The following is an 18,354-nucleotide window of genomic DNA, read 5'->3' on the forward strand; positions in this document are numbered from 1 at the left end:
TTAGTAAGGCGTTATGACACAAAAGTTTTTAAATATATTCGAAATCCCTACTGGACTCCAAGTTCGCATAGGTAAAGTAACCCAATCTTTTGCAGCATCTAAGTACGATTGCGTACTTTCCGCCGCTCTAGCATGGCGAAATGAACGTTATACCAAAGGCGTATTACCTAATGGACTTGTCGTAAAGGAATTTACAAAAGACAACTTTTCCGTCTCTGAGCAAAAAAAGACCGAACACAGTCGATGTTCTATCAGAAGCCGAAAGGGAAGAAAAGTTCGTCAAATTACTGCCTATCACAGCCAATACACATCTAGAGAAGAACGGCTAAGTGATCTAAGAAAGAGATATGAAAAGTGGCGATTAGACCATAACAGGATTGCCAGCTTGTATAACAAGAAACAAACCCAAGACTTTCTAGCGCTTGCTCAAAAAGAACTATCGAGCCTTACGCCAGTGCTTGCTGATAAAATTAAACTGAATATAGACCTGTGGGATAAGTGCGTTGATGAGATCGACAACGTTAGGCCTGTAATCACAACTATTGAGGCTAACCAAGCCAGTCAAGCAATCCTTCCTAAAAAAGAATTCCTCATGGAGACGCAAGGGGAAAATATTGTTGATTTAAGCCATCTATTTACTTTCGAGTACGGATCGTTTCAACCTGCAACTAAACTAGAACCTAAAGGTACTGATGCCGAAAAAGGTGCTATTGAAATCTGCAATGAAATTGTTAGTTTACTTCAACCTAAGACTCTGTCTCGTAAACCAAAAGTTATCTTAAGCGAAGATAACATGGTCGAAAGTCTTAAAGGGTTCCCTAGAGCAAATAAGAATACCCGAGGTAAGGTTTTTGCACCTTTCATCGTCGAAACTGAAAAGAAATCTAGCTATCTTCAGTTAAGCATTCCGAGCGACATTAATGGTCTCCCCCTCAATCCAATGAATATCTCATTTAACCTTGCTAACTACGATGAACTGAGACATGCAATTACCTATCTAGCGACTGCGAATTACATTTACCGAGGGTACTTACAAAAACAGAAAATCGTACAAAGAAATAACGACGTTCAGTTCGATTGGAAAATGCCGGAGGATTCAAAAAACTTTGAATTCGCGAGCATAAACACGCTTTTGGATACAATTTTGCTCCAACTAGGGCGAAAGAGTTTCAACTCGCCTGCTAAATGTATTGAACGCCTAATTGAATGGCGAAAGCAAAAGGTATGTCGTTTTATTATCTTACCTGACTACTATGCGGTTCAGATGGGCAATTGGAACTTTGTCGTCCCAACTAATGAAGATAAGAATTTAGTGCACTTGTGCCTCGCAATTATGGCTTCAAAAGTCGAATCAGCACTTGAAGAAGGTTATATCAATCGAACACTGCAAAGGGCGAATAAAGGACAGAGAAGCACAGAAGCTCTCCAACAAAAGTACAGTAACGTTGATCCGAAGCAAATTGAAAGGTTCAAGCAACTACAGGCGCAGCTGTACCGGGAACATAGACAACACTATCCGATGGTTGAAAGAAATGAAATCAAAACGCCAAGACCCGGTGACGTCTTTTTAGCTAAGTGCGAGCACTGCGAATCAGTGCCAAATAGGATGATCACGAGAACAGGTGATAATTGGAAGTGCGTTATCGAATGCCCGAATGGATGCGACACTCCTGTTACCATGGTTTGTGATCATGAAGCTGAATTACATCAAGCGGTAATTAACTGGCAACGCCAAAACATATACAGCTTTTCTCTTCCACAGCAGTACATGTGGAATTTACATGCTCACTTCAGACGTAGGGAGCTCGGTAGCTATGTTTATGCGGTACGCGACTATCTAAAAGATAACGTCGAGTACAACGTTCTGACTCGAGTTTTACCAAAAGATGTTGTTAAAGATAGAGCTGGAAAAGGTTATGCCCGAAACATCAGTATGAACTTACTGTGGGCGGAGTTCTTTGTAGAAGCGCATGAGCTTCATTTAAGAACTAAAGAAGAAGATAGTTACCGCAACCGCGCTTGGTAAAATAAATGAGCAATATATTTAAAGTCCAAAATCTTCAAAGTGGTAAATGTTGGCAATGCTCAAATATAGCTGATGGTTATGATTTTTTGACTCAGAAATTGTATTGCTCTGATTGCTATCCTGCATTGGAGCAGACCGCCAGGCATATGCATTACAATCATGTTAAAGTTCGGTTAAAGGAGAGGTACAGATTAGAATTGGACTTACCAATGTACTTCGAAATGCTTTCTCAAATCAATAACAGCGACACACATACATGGTTGTACAAAGTTAATGCACATAAATCCGTACATAAGGTAACTGTAAACAATAAGTCAGTTATAGTCATGTACAGAAAAGTAACGCAGTCGATTGTTACAGCCTTGCCAAGCAAAACACGTATTTTGGAAACTGATCACAAGGGCTTTTTGAAAGTGAATTAACAAATCAGCCAATTGAAATGAATGGCGCACTCGCTCTTGGTGTCGCAGGAGGAGGGCGCTACATGACAAACTCGATGGTTAGTGGATTTCATCTAGAAGAGACTTTGACAGAAACAATTATCAAGAGAAAGATTCATGGACTTTAGTAATCAAGAACATCAGAAAGAATATATCGAATTTCGGTTCCGTCAGGGAGCAGATATAATGCCAACCTGCGTAATAACAGCTAAAGGTGGTGAAGTAAGGGCATTTGCGGTCCCATTTTCGAACGAAGCAGAAAAGCGTAATTGTATCATTGCCCTTAGAAAGCTGATTCAAAAACTTGAGGCTGTCAACTACACATTCATAGCAACCGTCCAAATGGGTGCTGCAAACGGAATCAAACCAACAGAGCAGCTTTGTAGCCAAGAAGGAGTAATGTTCAGCGTAAACACTAATAACTCGATAGATGTGACCCTGTGGATGGTTGAAAAATCAGATGATGGCTCAAAGAGGCCAGTAAACCCAACTAAAGTGGGTGATGCTGGTGGTGATCTAAGCGATCTCTTTGATTTAGCCCCATACAATCGACTGCCGTATACTCAAAAACGCAAAATAGATAAATTGGTTAAGTCGCTTTTAAAGCCTCAAACGATTCATTGATAGGATAAAGTAATATATTAGCAGGCAAAGGAAGCGACTTCGACGGTAAGTGTTAGTGGTCTGCAAGTAACTAGAAATCGGTTAAAGTACGAGAAAATCCAAAGTAGGAGCCGTTATGAATTATAAACAAATCTTACCCGCTGAAGGCTGGTATTTCGTTCATGAAAATCAAAATGATGAACCACAGAAATATACCGTGTACCGAGTGGCTGTGTGGGCACTATGTGAGGATGGTGATGTGTTTGGCCTCATCCACCCTAGTGGCTTACCGAACAAACCTGGAGAAACACCAAAGCTAGTTACCCCTCCTCCTATTCAGGGTAGCTATTTACATGAATCTGAATTGACTAGCGAGCAGAAAGCCGCTTACTCAAAGTGCACCTGAACAAGAACGGTATAATTGTCTGAAAATGTAGGATAAACCTAACCAAAGGTGAATCGATAGAAATTATGAATTTACCTTACGTGATCACCTTACAATTTGAACAGTAAATTCTTTGGTTAGGGGTACCTTGAGCCATCATCAACAAAAGAATGAACTCAGATTATGGTTAAAGTTATCGGTACGTACTCGGTTAAAAAACTATTAAGTGGCGCGGCAAGGATCTACATCAATAATGCGTCACAACTTCGCCGGATAGGTTTTGGTGCCGGCGCTAGATACTCTACAGACTACTCCCGTTACCGCGTCACCCTCAAGCTGGCAAATCTGGGGGATAACGGAGTAATGTCCACAGATAGAGGTGAACTTGTAGAGTTGAAGAACAAGGCTCTGTCAAAATCTCTAAAAGGGCTCTCCACTGTCCGTGTAACGTTTGAACAAGGACGAATCGTAATCTCCATTCTAACTGGTGAATTAAAGCGACTGGAGCGTGAACAAAGCTTTTTAAAAGCAGCTTCAAATGGCACTCCATTCCGCACGGGTAGCATTTGCTCTGGGTTGGGGATGTTGGCATATCAATTAAAAGAAGGTTTAAGTCAGCAAGGAATTGATAGCGAGATAGCCTTTTCAAACGACATAAACAATCTCGCCTTGTCTTTGCAATTGGAGGGTAATCCAATCTGGGAAAAGCCAGCAATTGATGCGTTGGCAGTGGCCGAAGATATAAGGAACTTAGAACCAGAAGATTTGCGTTGGACGCATATCCTAGAAGTTGGGTATCCGTGCGTGGGTCAATCCACACTCTGCCCGAAAGATCGTAGAGACCTAAAACACCCAGATGTCGGCACCTTATTCATACCGTTAGTTAACGCCATCAAGACTATTAATCCAGCTATTGTTATTTTTGAGAATAGCGTGCCATTCCTTAAGAGTGAAACGCTTGATCTAATGAAGCGTGAGCTGAAGGGCTACAAATTTGAAGAAACTGAACTTGTAGGTTATGACCATGGTGACTTCGAAGAGCGTAAACGAGCTTGTATCATTGCAATTTCTGAAGGCCTTCCCGACCTCTGTTTAAGTGAATTCCAAGCTCCTGACGTTGTACAGCGCAGCCCAATCTCATCTATCATGGAAGATGTACCTGAAGATTCGAAGGCATGGAAAGACATGTTTCATGTTAAGAAAAAGGTTGAAGATGAACGCTTAAACTTCAAACACAATGTGTACTACGGAACAGAAACGAAAGTAGCAGCGATCACAGCTGGTTACGCTTCACCACGTATAGGTTCTCCTATGATTGAGAATGCAGGTAACGGTAAGCAACGCCTGTTCACTACAGTCGAGCACGCTCGAATTAGGCAAATTCCTGGCAAACTAGCAAAAGTGTTATCTTCGGTTACTAAAGGTGAGCACCCCTTAGTAAGCAAACGTGGGAACGGATCAGTTGTTCACCGCATGTTGGGGAACGGGATATCACCTAAGGCATGGTTCAACTTGTTTAGTTTCTTGGGTCAGTACATCAACAACCTCAAGAAGTTTGCTCCGCTATTCGTTTAGAATACCTAATTGAATTAACAAATATGGAAGAGTTATGACAGAACAAAGAAACTTATACGACAGCCTTGCTTGCCTTAAAGAAGATATCAAGACTTTGGTACTGAATGGCGAAGAAAAAGTGGCGTTCGAACTGTTTGTTGAAGAAACTCGAAAAATGTTGGGCAACCCAGCCAAATTACCAGATAGCTATAAGCCTCGAACAGCTGAGCAAATCAAAATTGATTTATACAAGGAACTAGCTAATCGATAAATCAACACCCTAAGCTTTTGCCACAATAGATTATTTCTACTGAATATTGAAATTCTAAGTATGAAAAAAACGGGAGCGACAGCACAAACCGTCGTAGAGCATTTTGATGGCAAATGCTGGCATCTTATCGAGATTGTCGTCAAACCCTAGACATTTGATCTAACGACTTTAAACAATAGTTTGTTTAAAGCTGGTGGTACATTGAAAAAGTACCAACAGGATACGGAGAGAGCAATGAAACAAAGAAAGGAAAGTATCAATAAATCAACGATTCTTCATAAAAACCAACGTTCTAGAGATCGTATCAATGAAACCCTGAATCGAGCTCAACGACTTACAGATGATCCCGACAAAGAACTCCGAGAAAAAGAGTGCGTTTGCAAATCATGCCACTACCTGAGCAATATACGTATTGGCGGTGCATCTATGACTGAACGCCCTTGTGGAATTTGTGAAGACATTATGCGATTCGGTTCTACAGCAACTGATGTCATTTGTAAGGAATGTGCCAAAGACAATAAGATCTGCAAGCAGTGCGGGGCTGATATGGAACTAAAAGACAGAAGGACACCTTACCCTTTCGAGCAAATTAGAGAAGGTATCAAGTAATGTCACGAACAATGTTACTCGGGGTATTGAGACTACCAATCGACTGCTGGGACAATGGGCCTGTTGATCAAATGCAAAGGCACGAGAGATACGTGGAAGCGGCAGATTTAATTGAAGATCTTGACAGCAAAGTAGAACAGTTAGAGAGCCAATTGGAAGTACAGAATGCTCTTTTGACCGCAGGTAAAACAGTTCCCAATCTACTGACTGAATTGACTAAAATGTGTTTAGAAGACGGCATTGAATCTGATGAGGATTTTTTAGATTTGTTTGGTTCAGTTAACTGGCACGATATTGATGTAGATGACGGTCCCGGGATGGTTAAGGAACTACGATGGGTTATTGAGCGTAGAAATACTAGGTAATTATCCTGGAGTTATTTATGAAAAATTCACCAAAATCGATGCATGAAACGTACCCTGTAGGAATGCTCTGTGTAGTTGAGCGCCCATGTGTTGGGAATGAGGCGAACTCATTTGCGTTAGTATACGAAAATTACCTCCTAGGTGGACAACATCACGGTGTAAGCCTCATTTTTCCAAATGGAAATTACGATGGTTTCAGTGAAGAGTGCTGCGAGAGTCTAAGCGTAACACCAGTTAAAATGCTTGCTAACTACAGTCAGTATGATTTTAAGAATGCAGGTCAATTAAACCATGATTTTAATCGAGGCTTGTTCGATAATGCCTTTGATAAAACAGGAAAAGTACGTACTGACCATAAAAACAGATACTGATGCTCAAAGCCAAAGGAAAACAACAGATGAGTGAAAATTCTCACACCGTCAAATGTAAAGTAAATGGTCTAGTTGATAATGCAATTTACAAAGGACGGCGTATTTCCGCTATCTGCGGAAAGATCCGACCTTCCTCAAATGAATGTTCTTTACCAATGGGGAAATGTGAAAATCAACTTGAAGAAAACAAATCAACGGAGATAGAGAAAATTGGCACTTAAAGCGATTGCATGGAAACATTCTGAATCTGATGCCAGAATTGAACTGGTTAAAAACGCTGGACCAGACTGTTTATACGCTGTAAGGCTGCACGGGAACTGTCTATCTGTGAATGGGGAATGGTCTTTCGAACCGTCTTCATCGAATAGAACAGAAGAATTTTTAAGAGATCATCGATTTGATTCACTCGATGCGGCTGAAAAAGCTTTAAATGAATCGCTTTTGAGTGAGTATGATGAGTTATAAGCAAAATATTTTTCAAGAGATTTATTTCAAAAAAGCGCTTTAAAGCGCTTTTCGCTATTTAACGCGACTATTACCAAAGTTAGAGACCATCCAAATCAAATTTCTTAGTTAGTTTGATCAATTATCTATTTCCTTCATTACCTATAACAATCGAACCATTGAAAGCACTGCTCTTCAACCACCATGATAACGCTGATCTAATCACATTGAACACAAGAGGTCTTCAGGTAGATATTACAATGCATTTGACATTTTCTTAATACAAATGAGTTTTATGGCAGTACTCCCTAAAGAAGACCGTTTGGCATTGCTTGCACAATCGAGCTATGGTCGAAGTCGAGTTAAATCCACGTCAGCACAACAAACGTCAAGTGCAGAAAAATACTCGGGTCACGAGAAACGACGCAAAACCGGGTTTCGCTCATTATCTAGCGTCCAAGTAGATAATATCAAAACTGCCGATGGCCGCATTGATACCAAGCGTTTAAATCAGATGGTTGGTGATCCTCAAAGTAAAATAAGCGAGAATCCTCATAAGCAGGAAATTGAGAGGCTAGAGGCTAAGCCTGAACTGATTGACAAAGACCGCGAACACTACGATCAGACGATATTCTTCTCGGTCATTTTCGAGTTGTTTCCGATGGAATACCTAATGACCTGTGCTACGCCAAATGGTGGACTTAGGGATAAGGGCGTCCGATGGAGGCTTTTGGCTGAGGGACAGCGTCCAGGATGGCCTGATACACAATGCTCTATACCATCGAATGGTTATAGTGGCTTGTATATTGAGTTCAAAAAACCGATAGAGTACTTTAAGTCATCATCAGAAGCTCGTAGGGCGGTGAAGGAGCACCAAAGGTCAACTCTTAGGATGCTAGCCTATTTTGGATATGCGGTATTCGTGGCATACGGATGGCAAGAAGGGGTGGAGATCTACAAAGCTTACTTCAATAAATCAAACCGTAGTATGGATGAACTGATTTTATTCTATCCAAAAGAACTCTTATTACCTCCAACAGAGGGTGAGATTCTGGAATTCGCCAGAAACAACTTTGAGTTCTCAGAAAGCCTGAGATGCGATAAGGGATAATACAAGACGACACAAAGCAATAGTAAGTCAGTTTGAACCCGATGATTGCTATTGCCTTGACGATTTCGCTAAGTGTATTAATGAGCGTGGTCGATTTACCATCATAGATTGATGTTAAGGTTCAAGCTTAATTTAAGACTATCTTTCGCCAGTAAGGGCGGGGGACTAAACACATTGAAGAGGAAAAATAAATGAAGAAGTGGATTTTATCGCTGCTCCTGATTACTGGAACTGCACAAGCGAGTGGCCTTGCCTTGATGAACACCATTAAAAAGCCTGAATCTGGCAAAGATTTTATCCAGATGGTTATCTTCAAAGATCTAAGTACGAAGTGCCAATATATAGGTGAAGTGGATCTTTGGAAAGAAGAGGTAATGCTGAGCCAAAAGGTTTGTCAATCCGAAGACGAATTATTTGTTCACATGACTGAACCAGTAACCTTCAGCGCAGACTACAAGATGCTAAATCAACATAAACCACTTTCCGTTAATACTGGAGATTCAGGCTACGAAGAACCAATACTAAAAGGTGCACAAACTGAAATTCAGATACAGGTTTTGAAGTCAATGATGAGCGGGTTCATACAAGGAGCGCTTGACTCAAGTTGTGGCGGATTCGCTGATAGAGTTACGACCTTAGCTTCCAAAACGGTCGATGACCACCTTCAGTGCATTCGAGTTGCCAACAAGATTCGAACCGCCGCACAACAATCAGCTGAATCCGTTGATATTTTCAATGAAATTGAAGACTTCATGAAAAAAAATGATATACCGGTGCTAGATTAACCAGAAAACAAATGATTGCCTGCGGTCGATAGCTATGGGAAAAAATGAACCAATTAAAGCTGCAAAGCCAAACTGGTATTAAGATAAGCAAGGTACATCACATTGCTCACCTAAAGAGGTTCTGATCAGATCGCCTGTTACAGTGCTTTATGATGTCCAGTGGTAGCTTAGTATATAAGGTTATAGTTCCGTGAAATGCACGGAACTACCCAATTACATTGCTTCTGAGTTGTGCAAACCTACTCTAAACAATGTTTAACCGCAAAAACAGACAAGCTAAACTTGATTAAAACAATTTCTATGCATCTACGAAATAACTAAGGAGTAAGTCTTGAGCACTCTTTTCGAATCTATCAGTAACCAAGCTGGACTAATTATGAGTTTAGTAATGCTTTTGTTCTTTGGTGTTTTTATCATCAAGAAGCTAGACTCCAACAAACAAAATGAAGTCAAGCCGGCTATTAAAAATCAATACCAGAAATTTGATAATGTAACACTCAATCACATAGTGGCTGAAATGCCTCAAGATAAAGCACAATATTTTAAAGCGTACATTGCTGAAGTTCGTAAACGCTACGGAGTGAACGGCTTTAAAGTAGGTCATTTGGGGTTCTATTTCGAATATTATGAACAAGTAAATTCGAGTGATTTCACCTCAAGAGAGATACCTTCGTTCATCACTGGTTAGTCAATGTCAGGATTAGATTTCGCTGGGTGGGGGGGTATCAAAATCATCTGACTGGAGCCAGGTTACTCGGCCCCACTTATCAATCTCGCAAATGCGGTTTGCGTTAAACAGTAATACAATTTTATCCTCTGCAACTGAAGTGACCTTAGAGAAGTTAGCATGATCTAACAACTGATTGAGCTTAGTGATTGCGATTCGTTCAAAACTCATAGGACATCCTTGATACTTCTGATAATGGCGTTTCAATTATTCTAAAAGCACGAACTATTCTGTTACAGAACAATCTACAGCGTACTGCATGACACATCCTTATTGACCAGACAGATACTTTTTCTTAAGCGAAGCACGGAACTCATCAGCCATTGATTGAGATGTGGCCGATGATTGAGCCGGAGCTGGGCTGAAATTTGGTACACTAGATTGGTCAGAACTAAGACTGTCTGTAATAGTTTTTCCACGCATAGGCTCTAATGAAAGTGGTTCATTTTGTGGAACTACCTGGATAGCACGGAGGGCCAAGACAAGGTTTTCCATGAACTGGGCTTCAGATATGTCACCGTACCCCATTTTTGCCGCTTGTCGAGTCTTCTTGTTAATGACATAGAAGGTGGGAGTGACATCTACTGGCATTACCGCGGTTAGTCGCCCCTTGTCAGGTATGGTTTTTGAAGCCCACTTGCCAGAGTTTGGTACTGGGATTCCATCCAGAGATACTGGCAGAATATCGATATCATACGCCGCATCAATATTGTTCAGTTTAGGGATCATTTTGATGCAGTAATTACAGGTTGATTGCTCAAAGAAAAAGACTCCATAGTCATCTTTAAAATCATTGAGGTGCACGGCATTGCTGTGCATTGATATCAGGCACAGTAGAGGTGCGATAATATTTCTAAGCATACGCTTCATGTTCAGAACCAAGTCGAGTTGATGGATTATGAAACCGATAAGTGATTAATGATCGTACCATAACAGGACTAAAGAAACTAACAGTCGAGTAATACTAATGAGAATTCAATAGAACAGACTCGCAGCCTTCTGCGAGTCCGCAAGTGTATCTGCACAAGGGCTGGAGATTTATATTTCAAGATCTGAAAACAATTGAAGATTACTGATGCTACAAAAGTCAGAAGGTAGCGCTAAAAGCCTTATTGATGTCCGTTCATGAACCTAAATGGCATTCCGCTAATTCACTAGAAAAGTAGCAACAGGTTGACCATATCGCTAAAGGTCTTTCATAAGATTACTGGTACAATGTAGCTACTTTATGCGTTATTATAGATGTGAATCATACATCTATGAGGCGATCGTCGTCGTCTAGTGGTGCTGCAATACCCAAGCCAAAGACAATTTAAACTACAAACCATAACTAGAATTTTTATTGTTTCAATCCCGAACCGTAGCTCTGCCTACGTGTTAAGCAGCAAAGCATACCGGCGCTCAAAGTAGCTACGCGTATAAGGAATCGAAATGATCAAACCAATTGTGTTCGCAGAGTCACACCTGCCAGACCTTCAGAAACAAGCTTACTCGATCAGAGATAAATTGATTGCGTCGCAGATCATCTATGAAAAAGAGGTGGGTAAAGCTGCTTGGCTTACTATTTTTGCAAGGTCACTAAACTACAGAGACTGGGGGCATCTTAAGACCGTCGCCAAAAATTACAAAAGCTCACAAAACAATATAGTTCTTTGTGATACGACATTCTTACCAATTGCGACAGCTATCAAAGCGGCTTTAGGTAAGGCCGACCTAGATTATGCTAATTTAGTGGCGATTCTTTTCCATTCTATGTCACAGGCAGAATTAGAGGCGGCGGGAGAAGAAATCTCAGATCTTCCCGATTTGCCAGGAGCACCTACCTCGTTCATTTTAGAACTCGGTCCAGAAACCTATTATGCTACTAAACTACTAGAGTGGTTGTGGCCTTATGGTAGCTTCGGTATCGATAGCCTACATGAAACATACTATCGGTACGTAAAAAACAAGCGTAAAGGCTTGACTAAGGCTGAGATAAAAGAAAAGTCATTGGACATTTACCCTAAAACTGGAATGCAGATCGACACAATCATCAGTCAGTTGGTGGAGGGAGGCTACTGCGAATATGCAGATAATGACCAAACTATTAAATTAACCCTTCGAGGCACAAATTACATCAATGGAATGATGACTGGTGAATACGATGAAGATTGGCAAAAGTGGTGGGAGGAATTCCAAGAGCACTTAGCCATGATTCCATACCGTTACATTCGACAAGATTGGACTAGCTACATCAAAATGTATTCTGAGGAATACACGCCTAAGCAAGCCGCAGAACGTTTCAATTGGTCAAGTTGTTACACGGAAGCACAAAACGAAATTCAGTCAGCAATATATAATCAACTAGGAGTGAATCTCGAGCTTTATCCGATGGAAAGGTACATGCAATTTACACCACGCATATATCTAACTCCTGATCTGACTAGGTTGAAGGTGTCCGATATTGAATTTACTGTTGAGGGACCAGATTGGGCTATTCCTGATGGCGACTTCAAAGCAAAACGGTATTGGCCGAACAAATGCTATGTCGCTGTATGTTTGAAAAAGACACCGAAGCATCGAGGCTGGTACGTAAAAATTCCTGAAGGTGTTGAGAGTTTTGAGATCACTTACAAGTGGAAGAGTAAATCTGGAGCGTTTAAGCCAGTAACCCATAAAATGACTTATACCTGTTATATCAATCCGGAATACCCGCTAGATTGGCTTTATGGAAATGAAGCTCAAAAGCATCGTCAGTCCAAGTTTGTTCCTATGGGGTACGATGAATACAGCTTCAACGCCATGTACTGTCTAACTCACGGAGAGCATATGACAAATGAAGAGATTTGCCAGCTTGACCGTGTGCAGGCAGGAATACAGCTCATCGACATTAAAAAAGATAGTGTTCTAATAGAGGAAGAGCGAGAGTTGTGGGCTTCAAACGCTTTTGAGAGTGTTGGGATAATTATGTAGATTCGAATTAGAGCCTGATCATAATACTTGGTCAGGCCGAAACTCAATGAAATTAGATAGAATTCACAGAAGAACGATTTCGAACGAAGAGAAAGAAATATGTCTCTAAAACTAGCCCATCGAAGAAAAATTAACGCAAAGAAGTTCGGGACGCGACTAATCCGCAGGGTCAGAACTGTAATTAACTGCAGTGAGTGGTCACCCTTCAATACACTAAAATTAGAACCCCAAAAAAGCTCAAGAGCAGGCAAAAACAAAATCGTAACTTGCCATGACATGGTTTTGATTGCTTGCCCGTCCGGAACAGGAAAATCATTTCTAACAGATGAAGGTAACATCCTTAATAAGTTGGCAAGTCAAGATGAACAAGACGATGGGGACAGAGTTGAGAGTTTCATGCGCGAAATTGAAAGCCGTTCGAAACCAACCGAGCATATAGAATAAATCGTAAAAAAATATGATGTTGCAATTTATTTGGTCTTTATGGACAGGTGGACTGGTACGTATAAATACTTCCGTAGGCAAACATCACGCGGTTCACTGATCAATTACAGTCATGACGACCGGCCAGCTCAGTGATATTGAACCTTGTATGACAAAGCGGTGAATTAACTAAACTGCGTATCTATTTGAAGAGGTACGTGAACTAATATTGATAACAAGTTTATGGATTATGACCTATGAAAGATAATACTAAAGTCGTACTAACCATCATGGGGTTACCGGCCGACACAATAGCTATTGCTACGTTGATGTCAGTCGCTGCGTTCTACTATGTAGGCCCGTACATGTTGATCTATGCTACCGCTACAATTTGTATTGGATTAGTTCATTTGATGTTGATAAAGCGACACGGCGGATATCAGAAACTCAACTTCGACTTAGGTGGCCCTAAGATGAGTTTATACGTAAAAGGCCTGCCAGATGATATTCATAGTCGAATCGAATCCCTTATTGAGTCAAACCAGCTTGTATTAATTAAATGCCCTGAGCATAAGTTCCTACGGATCGCACTAACCCAATTCGTTTACAATCGCGGAGGGTTTAGCGAACTCAGTAAAGCTGAATGTGTCGAATTGCTTGGAAAACCACTTGGGAAGAGAACAATACTTTTAAGTTATCGCTCCAAAGAAACTTTGCAAAACAGTATATCTACCATGCTGCAACGAGGCTGGAAGTTATATGGAGAGCAGGGCACAGAATCAAATCTAATCGATCGAGTTTATACTCAAACAATGCTTTATGAGCCAAGTGAGGCCACTATGGATGGTAAAAAGCGCTGCACAAACAATGAGTAAGTCAAATCATTACAGAGGGGTTCACTTAACTAACTCAACTCCAGAGTTACTACTTGTATTTCTTGGCGCAATCATAATTTCTTCATCCATGCGTTTAGATAGTAGATCACTGCTTTCGTGCACGTTAGCGGACCTATTTACCTCAGAAAACATCATCAACGGTGCAAGTTGCGCATTTGTTTGGTATCTGTTGGTATCGTTTTACTACAGGTTCTTTCATCAAAATAAATCCGACACTTTCACCACGGAAAATTCGATGGTGGCTACAGCAAAACCTAATCTCAAGCCGCGAACAGAAGAGGCGATTTGGCAAGGGGCTGTTCATGAATCAGGCCACGCATTGACTTTGGCTATTCTGCCAGAACAATTAATACCAGACGTTTTGGATGTGAGGGTGCATAAGGTTACAGAACGTAGATCGGGCTCACGAGGTCGTTTGCATTACGAATATAAATCAGGAGAAGAGCCTGGAGACGTGGAGTTCAGAAGATGGCTCTTGGTTTGTTTTCGTGCGGGAAATGTCGCTGAAAAGATGCTGATCGGCAAGGAGTATATGATGAGTGGTAATGATTACCATCAATGGGAGCTCTTGGCTCGGAATTACTGCCTTCATCAAGAAGTACCCTATTTTTCTTTCCCACAATCTGAAAGTGAGGCTTTGGTTAATAGCAAAACTTTGAATGAACTCGCTCGAGAGATTGATAGAGCACTACACATTTTTTTTGAAGCGAACTTCGACTTGCTGCTTGAAATGGCGAAGGAATTAAAAATGGTCGATGATTTGAGTAAAGAAGAGATCCTGAAGATTCGCAGCAAAGTGGTTTTAACTAACAATCAATGGATTTAACTATGGAAATAAATAAGCCTGAACGCAAGAGAGAGCGATGGGATACTCATTCGTTCTATCGAACAACTCACCATCTTCACTTAACTGTCAGTGGTGTGGGCGGCAACATGATCGACGTGCTGCTGGTGGAGTGCGAAAATGGGAAGTGGTTCATTGAAGATTCAATAGGTGACCTTCTGGATGAGCGAGTATTTCAGCCATTATCAAAAGATTTTATAGAACCAAAATTTTATGATGATTTGAACATCGCGGAGAAAACTGCATGTGAAGTTGCTGCAGAGCATTTAAAAGTCAGTTTTCATGATATATACCCTTATTTCGAAGAAGAATAGACCAAGAGATTAGGGTTATCCGTTTTCAACGGAAGGATCAAGTTACCACAACGAATCTGATTCCACGCTTTTCGAAAAGTACGGTGCATTTGAAATCATGGTAAACATCAATACGCTTTAAGTCATCGAGGGCAAGTCACCAAAAAGTGTAGGAGCAATGGTGAATGGAAGTCTTTGCCGACAGCGAAGCAACTAGTCACAATTTAGGTCATGGTGCGGAGACTTGATAGAACGGCTTAGACTCTTATCCTAAAGCATATATGACGCGATTGCGTCACACGGTAACTACAACACTCAGTAAGGGAAATGCGATGCAATACCATCAGCCAACAAAAAAGTTTGTGATTGAGAAATCAACGATCGAAGCAACTGCGGAATCTTTAAGATATGCGATTAAGGCTATTCGTGAGGCGGGTGGCAAACCGCTTACTGCTTATGAAGTTATGGGAATGGATAACTATGACCACGCTCAAGCAGCAATAATGGATGTTGCACAAGCGCTAGATATTGACTTGGGTCATCGTCGATTTAATAAGATCGACGTAACAGAAGCTAACTAAGTCTGCCCCCCGGATTCAGAAAAGGCTTCCCGAGGAAGCCTTTTGCAAGTTATTCTTTATTGCTTAAATATTTATCAACGAACTCGATTAAGGGTATCGGCCTTCCGAAAAGATAACCTTGAAACTCTTCAATATCTTTCCCTTTAAGATAGGTAAACTGTTCTTCTGTTTCAACGCCTTCAGCAAGCAGAGGCACATTGATACTTCGTGCTAGAGAAATGATGCTATCAAGTATGCTTGTGTTCGGTCCACTATCGATCGTTGACACATATGAACGATCTATCTTGATAATGTTAACCTCAGTCTCAAGTAAATACTTCATCGAGCAGAACCCGGTACCAAAGTCATCAAGAGCGATAGGAGTATTGCGACTTTTTAAATTGTTGATTGAAGATACATACAACTCATTGTTAGCAAACTCTTGACGTTCAGTAAGTTCAACAATGAGTTCAATAGGCTTACTATGAAAAGCAAGTTTGAACTTATCCAAATCTCGAAATAACTGCCGGTCTTCGAACTGAATGGGGCAGACGTTTAGTGCTAAGTGGAAGCGCGAATTAACATTGAAATCGGCGTGTTTTAGACCAACTATACACTTATCCATTAGTTGAGTTGTTATCTCTTTAATTTGACCATTGCTTTCAGCTTGTCCGATAAACTTATATGGTGGAATTAATCCTTTTTTTGGATGAACCCAACGCGCAAGGATCTCAGCACCTCTAAGCGTGCCATCAGCATTAAAGATCGGTTGAAGGAAAGGTTCGAACTGATGTTTGCTTAAGCCGCGTTTAATGCGCCAGTAATCAAGGTTAAGCCCGCTAAGCTTGCTATACATTACGTTAGAAGATGATACAACAATTAACGTCCAAAATACGATTATAAAGCTATAGTGGCTTAGGATGTAGCTATAAAGGCAATCAGGATTTACTTCATGCGAAACCTCATAGCTCTTTCCAGAAGTGAGGGCGGTTGGTGTTTCAATGATGCTACCATCTGAGTAGAATGATGCATTCACAAAATCCAACTTCAACTTATAGTAAGGGCTATAAGGTAGTAGGGCGAAAAAACTGTTAGGATGAAGAGCAATGTGAACAATTCGATCATCATGAGGGTAAAATCGAAGCTGTAAAGTTCCTTTGCTTTTGTAGTCTTTCAATTCACGGAAAAGCCCATTTTGCTTCAAGTAGAATAGCCGGATTTCACTCTCGTTTGGTTTAAAAAGGAACTCCTCAGGAGAGTAAGGAATCGGAGTTCTTTTAAATCTACTAATGGAGCTGCAATAAATGTCTTTTTTATCAGATATACTGACACTCCTGATTGCAGGGTCTACGAATAGGAAACTGCTAACCGAGTTAAGAAACTGTTCACAATCTTTCTGATTCACATCGCAGTTACTTAGTTCTAAAACGGGTTTCATATCTTGCTCATAATATCTTTGAATTCCATCAATGGATTCATCAATTTTCAAGGTTGAAATCCGAGCTGCCTCATCAGCCATTCGCTCAAGAGTAAAATGAGCATAGATAGCAAGCAAGCCAAGACCCAAAAGGTAGGCTAAAGCTATAATTAGCCGTTTTTTTAACTTCAACATAGTTACACTCAAATGCAGGGCAGTCAGTTAGTGAAAGACAAACTATGCCCAGTTTAAAGATGAAATGTATTTATAGTTATAAATCTATTAATAAAGACGTACTGGTGGCGATAATGCTGTGAAATGTGCAGATAGAACCAATTCACACAGTTTAACCAACAGGCGCATAAGTGAGTTTTACTATATCACTAAACAAGTTGGTAGTTATAGGTTTTCAAGGCAACTTTACGATAGTTGTGCCTAAGCAAAATCATCTCGCATGATATCGTTCTTGAGGGAGAGTTATGGATTGCAAATCCTTGCTACGCAAAAATCTGCGCAAGTAAATGATAAGAGGGTACCTTTCACTTCGTTGATAATGGGATGCAAATTATGAATATTGTTGAGTTTGACAGCGCACCGATGGGAAGCATCAGATACGTAATGCATGAAGGTGAGAAGAAGTTCGTGATCTCTCAGAATAACATAGAGCGCCTTTTTGGTTTGCTTCCTGAGATGCCTGACGACTCCTTTTCAGATGCAGATGCATGGCAAATAGAATGGGTGAGATGTGAGAGTATAACTCCGATAAAATCTCAAGTTGTGCAGTTTCCATCACCTGGTCAATTCGACTAGCGAGGCTGAGTGCTATAGCTTTTAACAACCCCCATTTTCAAATAAGTTACTGGTAAACAATGTTTGACCGCATTTACTATCAATAACGCTGATCTATTCCTATGTTGTGTTGCCTTATAATGATATAGGCTAAAATCCGATTTTGGGTTCAAAACGAATAGGAGTAAGAGATGGAAAATGCATCTTTGATCGAAATGCTAAAAAAAGCTATTTCGTTAGCTTATGAAGAGGGTTGTCGTGATACTGAAAATGGATGTCAAGTCAGCACCGTAGAAGCGGCTGAAAAGTTAACGAAACGATTCATTGATGAAACTGACTCAAGTAAGTTGGCACCGGTAAATCCAATGCAGCTTTCCCGATCAACAAGCGAAGGGGTGATCACTATAATGAGCACAGAAGAAGCCATGACAAAGGGTATAGCCGCGGTTGGGAAATCATGTGTCAGGTCCAAATAAGTAGGTTTAAAGC

At 40.7% G+C, this 18,354-nt stretch carries 23 protein-coding genes; 20 read left to right on the forward strand and 3 right to left on the reverse strand.

Features of this window, described 5'->3' with window-relative positions:
* Positions 1–13: 13 nt before the first annotated feature.
* The 13 genes from H735_RS08575 to H735_RS08640 all read left to right on the forward strand — a co-directional run bounded on the left by H735_RS08575 (position 14) and on the right by H735_RS08640 (position 9,652).
* A complete protein-coding gene (locus H735_RS08575; protein ID WP_020194202.1) occupies positions 14–2,026 on the forward strand; it encodes a hypothetical protein in 2,013 nt (670 codons plus the stop codon).
* 557 nt (positions 2,027–2,583) lie between these two features.
* On the forward strand, positions 2,584–3,090 hold the full coding sequence (locus tag H735_RS08585) for a hypothetical protein (protein WP_020194204.1): 507 nt from the start codon (positions 2,584–2,586) through the stop codon (positions 3,088–3,090).
* A gap of 115 nt (positions 3,091–3,205) precedes the next feature.
* Positions 3,206–3,475, forward strand: coding sequence for a hypothetical protein (locus H735_RS08590; protein WP_020194205.1), 270 nt, complete (start codon positions 3,206–3,208; stop codon positions 3,473–3,475).
* A 162-nt stretch (positions 3,476–3,637) separates the two neighbouring features.
* Complete coding sequence (locus H735_RS08595; RefSeq protein WP_020194206.1) at positions 3,638–5,029, forward strand: DNA cytosine methyltransferase; 1,392 nt, start codon at positions 3,638–3,640, stop codon at positions 5,027–5,029.
* 34 nt (positions 5,030–5,063) lie between these two features.
* A complete protein-coding gene (locus H735_RS08600) occupies positions 5,064–5,279 on the forward strand; it encodes a hypothetical protein (RefSeq protein WP_020194207.1) in 216 nt (71 codons plus the stop codon).
* 234 nt (positions 5,280–5,513) lie between these two features.
* Positions 5,514–5,888 carry a hypothetical protein gene (locus tag H735_RS08605; RefSeq protein WP_020194208.1) on the forward strand — a complete coding sequence of 125 codons (375 nt, stop codon included), beginning with the start codon at positions 5,514–5,516 and terminating at the stop codon, positions 5,886–5,888.
* A gap of 92 nt (positions 5,889–5,980) precedes the next feature.
* A complete protein-coding gene (locus H735_RS08610; protein WP_146043664.1) occupies positions 5,981–6,253 on the forward strand; it encodes a hypothetical protein in 273 nt (90 codons plus the stop codon).
* Positions 6,254–6,270: 17 nt separating this feature from the next.
* Complete coding sequence (locus tag H735_RS08615) at positions 6,271–6,624, forward strand: hypothetical protein (RefSeq protein ID WP_020194210.1); 354 nt, start codon at positions 6,271–6,273, stop codon at positions 6,622–6,624.
* A 26-nt stretch (positions 6,625–6,650) separates the two neighbouring features.
* Positions 6,651–6,845 carry a hypothetical protein gene (locus H735_RS08620; RefSeq protein ID WP_146043665.1) on the forward strand — a complete coding sequence of 65 codons (195 nt, stop codon included), beginning with the start codon at positions 6,651–6,653 and terminating at the stop codon, positions 6,843–6,845.
* Complete coding sequence (locus tag H735_RS08625) at positions 6,835–7,089, forward strand: hypothetical protein (RefSeq protein WP_020194212.1); 255 nt, start codon at positions 6,835–6,837, stop codon at positions 7,087–7,089. Before H735_RS08620 ends, H735_RS08625 begins: the two co-directional genes overlap by 11 nt.
* 274 nt (positions 7,090–7,363) lie before the next feature.
* Entirely contained in the window at positions 7,364–8,179 is an 816-nt protein-coding gene (locus tag H735_RS08630) for a hypothetical protein (RefSeq protein ID WP_020194213.1), read from the forward strand.
* A 191-nt stretch (positions 8,180–8,370) separates the two neighbouring features.
* A complete protein-coding gene (locus tag H735_RS08635) occupies positions 8,371–8,964 on the forward strand; it encodes a hypothetical protein (protein ID WP_020194214.1) in 594 nt (197 codons plus the stop codon).
* Positions 8,965–9,295: 331 nt separating this feature from the next.
* The gene (locus H735_RS08640; protein WP_020194215.1) at positions 9,296–9,652 is read left to right on the forward strand and encodes a hypothetical protein; all 357 of its coding nucleotides are present in this window, start codon (positions 9,296–9,298) and stop codon (positions 9,650–9,652) included.
* A gap of 12 nt (positions 9,653–9,664) precedes the next feature.
* On the opposite strand, the gene H735_RS08645 is transcribed toward H735_RS08640, so the two are convergent.
* Together H735_RS08645 and traF are read right to left on the reverse strand one after the other, a co-directional pair.
* Positions 9,665–9,862, reverse strand: a complete 198-nt coding sequence (locus H735_RS08645; RefSeq protein ID WP_020194216.1) for a hypothetical protein — start codon at positions 9,860–9,862, stop codon at positions 9,665–9,667.
* Between the two features lie 99 nt (positions 9,863–9,961).
* The gene (traF, locus tag H735_RS08650; protein WP_020194217.1) at positions 9,962–10,561 is read right to left on the reverse strand and encodes a conjugal transfer protein TraF; all 600 of its coding nucleotides are present in this window, start codon (positions 10,559–10,561) and stop codon (positions 9,962–9,964) included.
* A 561-nt stretch (positions 10,562–11,122) separates the two neighbouring features.
* Between traF and H735_RS08655 the strand changes: the two genes are divergently transcribed.
* From H735_RS08655 to H735_RS08680, 6 genes are all read left to right on the forward strand, one after another.
* Entirely contained in the window at positions 11,123–12,643 is a 1,521-nt protein-coding gene (locus tag H735_RS08655; RefSeq protein WP_020194218.1) for a hypothetical protein, read from the forward strand.
* Between the two features lie 99 nt (positions 12,644–12,742).
* Positions 12,743–13,087 (forward strand): hypothetical protein, encoded by a 345-nt coding sequence (locus H735_RS08660; RefSeq protein ID WP_020194219.1) that lies wholly within the window; start codon positions 12,743–12,745, stop codon positions 13,085–13,087.
* 236 nt (positions 13,088–13,323) lie between these two features.
* Positions 13,324–13,941: a hypothetical protein gene (locus H735_RS08665; protein ID WP_020194220.1), complete on the forward strand. Its 618-nt coding sequence runs from the start codon at positions 13,324–13,326 to the stop codon at positions 13,939–13,941.
* Positions 13,942–14,197: 256 nt separating this feature from the next.
* Entirely contained in the window at positions 14,198–14,788 is a 591-nt protein-coding gene (locus H735_RS08670) for an ATP-dependent metallopeptidase FtsH/Yme1/Tma family protein (protein ID WP_020194221.1), read from the forward strand.
* Between the two features lie 2 nt (positions 14,789–14,790).
* Positions 14,791–15,120 carry a hypothetical protein gene (locus H735_RS08675; RefSeq protein WP_020194222.1) on the forward strand — a complete coding sequence of 110 codons (330 nt, stop codon included), beginning with the start codon at positions 14,791–14,793 and terminating at the stop codon, positions 15,118–15,120.
* 311 nt (positions 15,121–15,431) lie between these two features.
* Positions 15,432–15,680: a hypothetical protein gene (locus H735_RS08680; RefSeq protein WP_020194223.1), complete on the forward strand. Its 249-nt coding sequence runs from the start codon at positions 15,432–15,434 to the stop codon at positions 15,678–15,680.
* 49 nt (positions 15,681–15,729) lie between these two features.
* Here the strand turns inward: H735_RS08680 and H735_RS08685 are convergent, their stop codons facing one another.
* The gene (locus tag H735_RS08685) at positions 15,730–17,271 is read right to left on the reverse strand and encodes an EAL domain-containing protein (RefSeq protein WP_020194224.1); all 1,542 of its coding nucleotides are present in this window, start codon (positions 17,269–17,271) and stop codon (positions 15,730–15,732) included.
* Positions 17,272–18,056: 785 nt separating this feature from the next.
* On the opposite strand from H735_RS08685, the gene H735_RS08695 reads away from it, so the two are divergent.
* Complete coding sequence (locus H735_RS08695; RefSeq protein ID WP_020194226.1) at positions 18,057–18,341, forward strand: hypothetical protein; 285 nt, start codon at positions 18,057–18,059, stop codon at positions 18,339–18,341.
* The last annotated feature ends 13 nt before the right edge of the window (positions 18,342–18,354 follow it).

The organism is Vibrio owensii CAIM 1854 = LMG 25443 (assembly GCF_000817815.1).
GTDB lineage: Bacteria > Pseudomonadota > Gammaproteobacteria > Enterobacterales > Vibrionaceae > Vibrio > Vibrio owensii.

Excerpts from the sequence above, each read along its gene's own strand:
- H735_RS08665 (WP_020194220.1), top strand. The coding sequence starts at position 13,324 with ATGAAAGATAATACTAAAGTCGTACTAACCATCATGGGGTTACCGGCC.
- H735_RS08630 (WP_020194213.1), top strand. The coding sequence starts at position 7,364 with ATGGCAGTACTCCCTAAAGAAGACCGTTTGGCATTGCTTGCACAATCG.
- H735_RS08575 (WP_020194202.1), top strand. The coding sequence starts at position 14 with ATGACACAAAAGTTTTTAAATATATTCGAAATCCCTACTGGACTCCAA.
- H735_RS08615 (WP_020194210.1), top strand. The coding sequence starts at position 6,271 with ATGAAAAATTCACCAAAATCGATGCATGAAACGTACCCTGTAGGAATG.
- H735_RS08680 (WP_020194223.1), top strand. The coding sequence starts at position 15,432 with ATGCAATACCATCAGCCAACAAAAAAGTTTGTGATTGAGAAATCAACG.
- H735_RS08590 (WP_020194205.1), top strand. The coding sequence starts at position 3,206 with ATGAATTATAAACAAATCTTACCCGCTGAAGGCTGGTATTTCGTTCAT.
- H735_RS08605 (WP_020194208.1), top strand. The coding sequence starts at position 5,514 with ATGAAACAAAGAAAGGAAAGTATCAATAAATCAACGATTCTTCATAAA.
- H735_RS08675 (WP_020194222.1), top strand. The coding sequence starts at position 14,791 with ATGGAAATAAATAAGCCTGAACGCAAGAGAGAGCGATGGGATACTCAT.
- H735_RS08670 (WP_020194221.1), top strand. The coding sequence starts at position 14,198 with ATGGTGGCTACAGCAAAACCTAATCTCAAGCCGCGAACAGAAGAGGCG.
- H735_RS08655 (WP_020194218.1), top strand. The coding sequence starts at position 11,123 with ATGATCAAACCAATTGTGTTCGCAGAGTCACACCTGCCAGACCTTCAG.
- traF (WP_020194217.1), bottom strand. The coding sequence starts at position 10,561 with ATGAAGCGTATGCTTAGAAATATTATCGCACCTCTACTGTGCCTGATA.
- H735_RS08585 (WP_020194204.1), top strand. The coding sequence starts at position 2,584 with ATGGACTTTAGTAATCAAGAACATCAGAAAGAATATATCGAATTTCGG.
- H735_RS08600 (WP_020194207.1), top strand. The coding sequence starts at position 5,064 with ATGACAGAACAAAGAAACTTATACGACAGCCTTGCTTGCCTTAAAGAA.
- H735_RS08645 (WP_020194216.1), bottom strand. The coding sequence starts at position 9,862 with ATGAGTTTTGAACGAATCGCAATCACTAAGCTCAATCAGTTGTTAGAT.
- H735_RS08635 (WP_020194214.1), top strand. The coding sequence starts at position 8,371 with ATGAAGAAGTGGATTTTATCGCTGCTCCTGATTACTGGAACTGCACAA.
- H735_RS08660 (WP_020194219.1), top strand. The coding sequence starts at position 12,743 with ATGTCTCTAAAACTAGCCCATCGAAGAAAAATTAACGCAAAGAAGTTC.
- H735_RS08595 (WP_020194206.1), top strand. The coding sequence starts at position 3,638 with ATGGTTAAAGTTATCGGTACGTACTCGGTTAAAAAACTATTAAGTGGC.
- H735_RS08695 (WP_020194226.1), top strand. The coding sequence starts at position 18,057 with ATGGAAAATGCATCTTTGATCGAAATGCTAAAAAAAGCTATTTCGTTA.
- H735_RS08620 (WP_146043665.1), top strand. The coding sequence starts at position 6,651 with ATGAGTGAAAATTCTCACACCGTCAAATGTAAAGTAAATGGTCTAGTT.
- H735_RS08685 (WP_020194224.1), bottom strand. The coding sequence starts at position 17,271 with ATGTTGAAGTTAAAAAAACGGCTAATTATAGCTTTAGCCTACCTTTTG.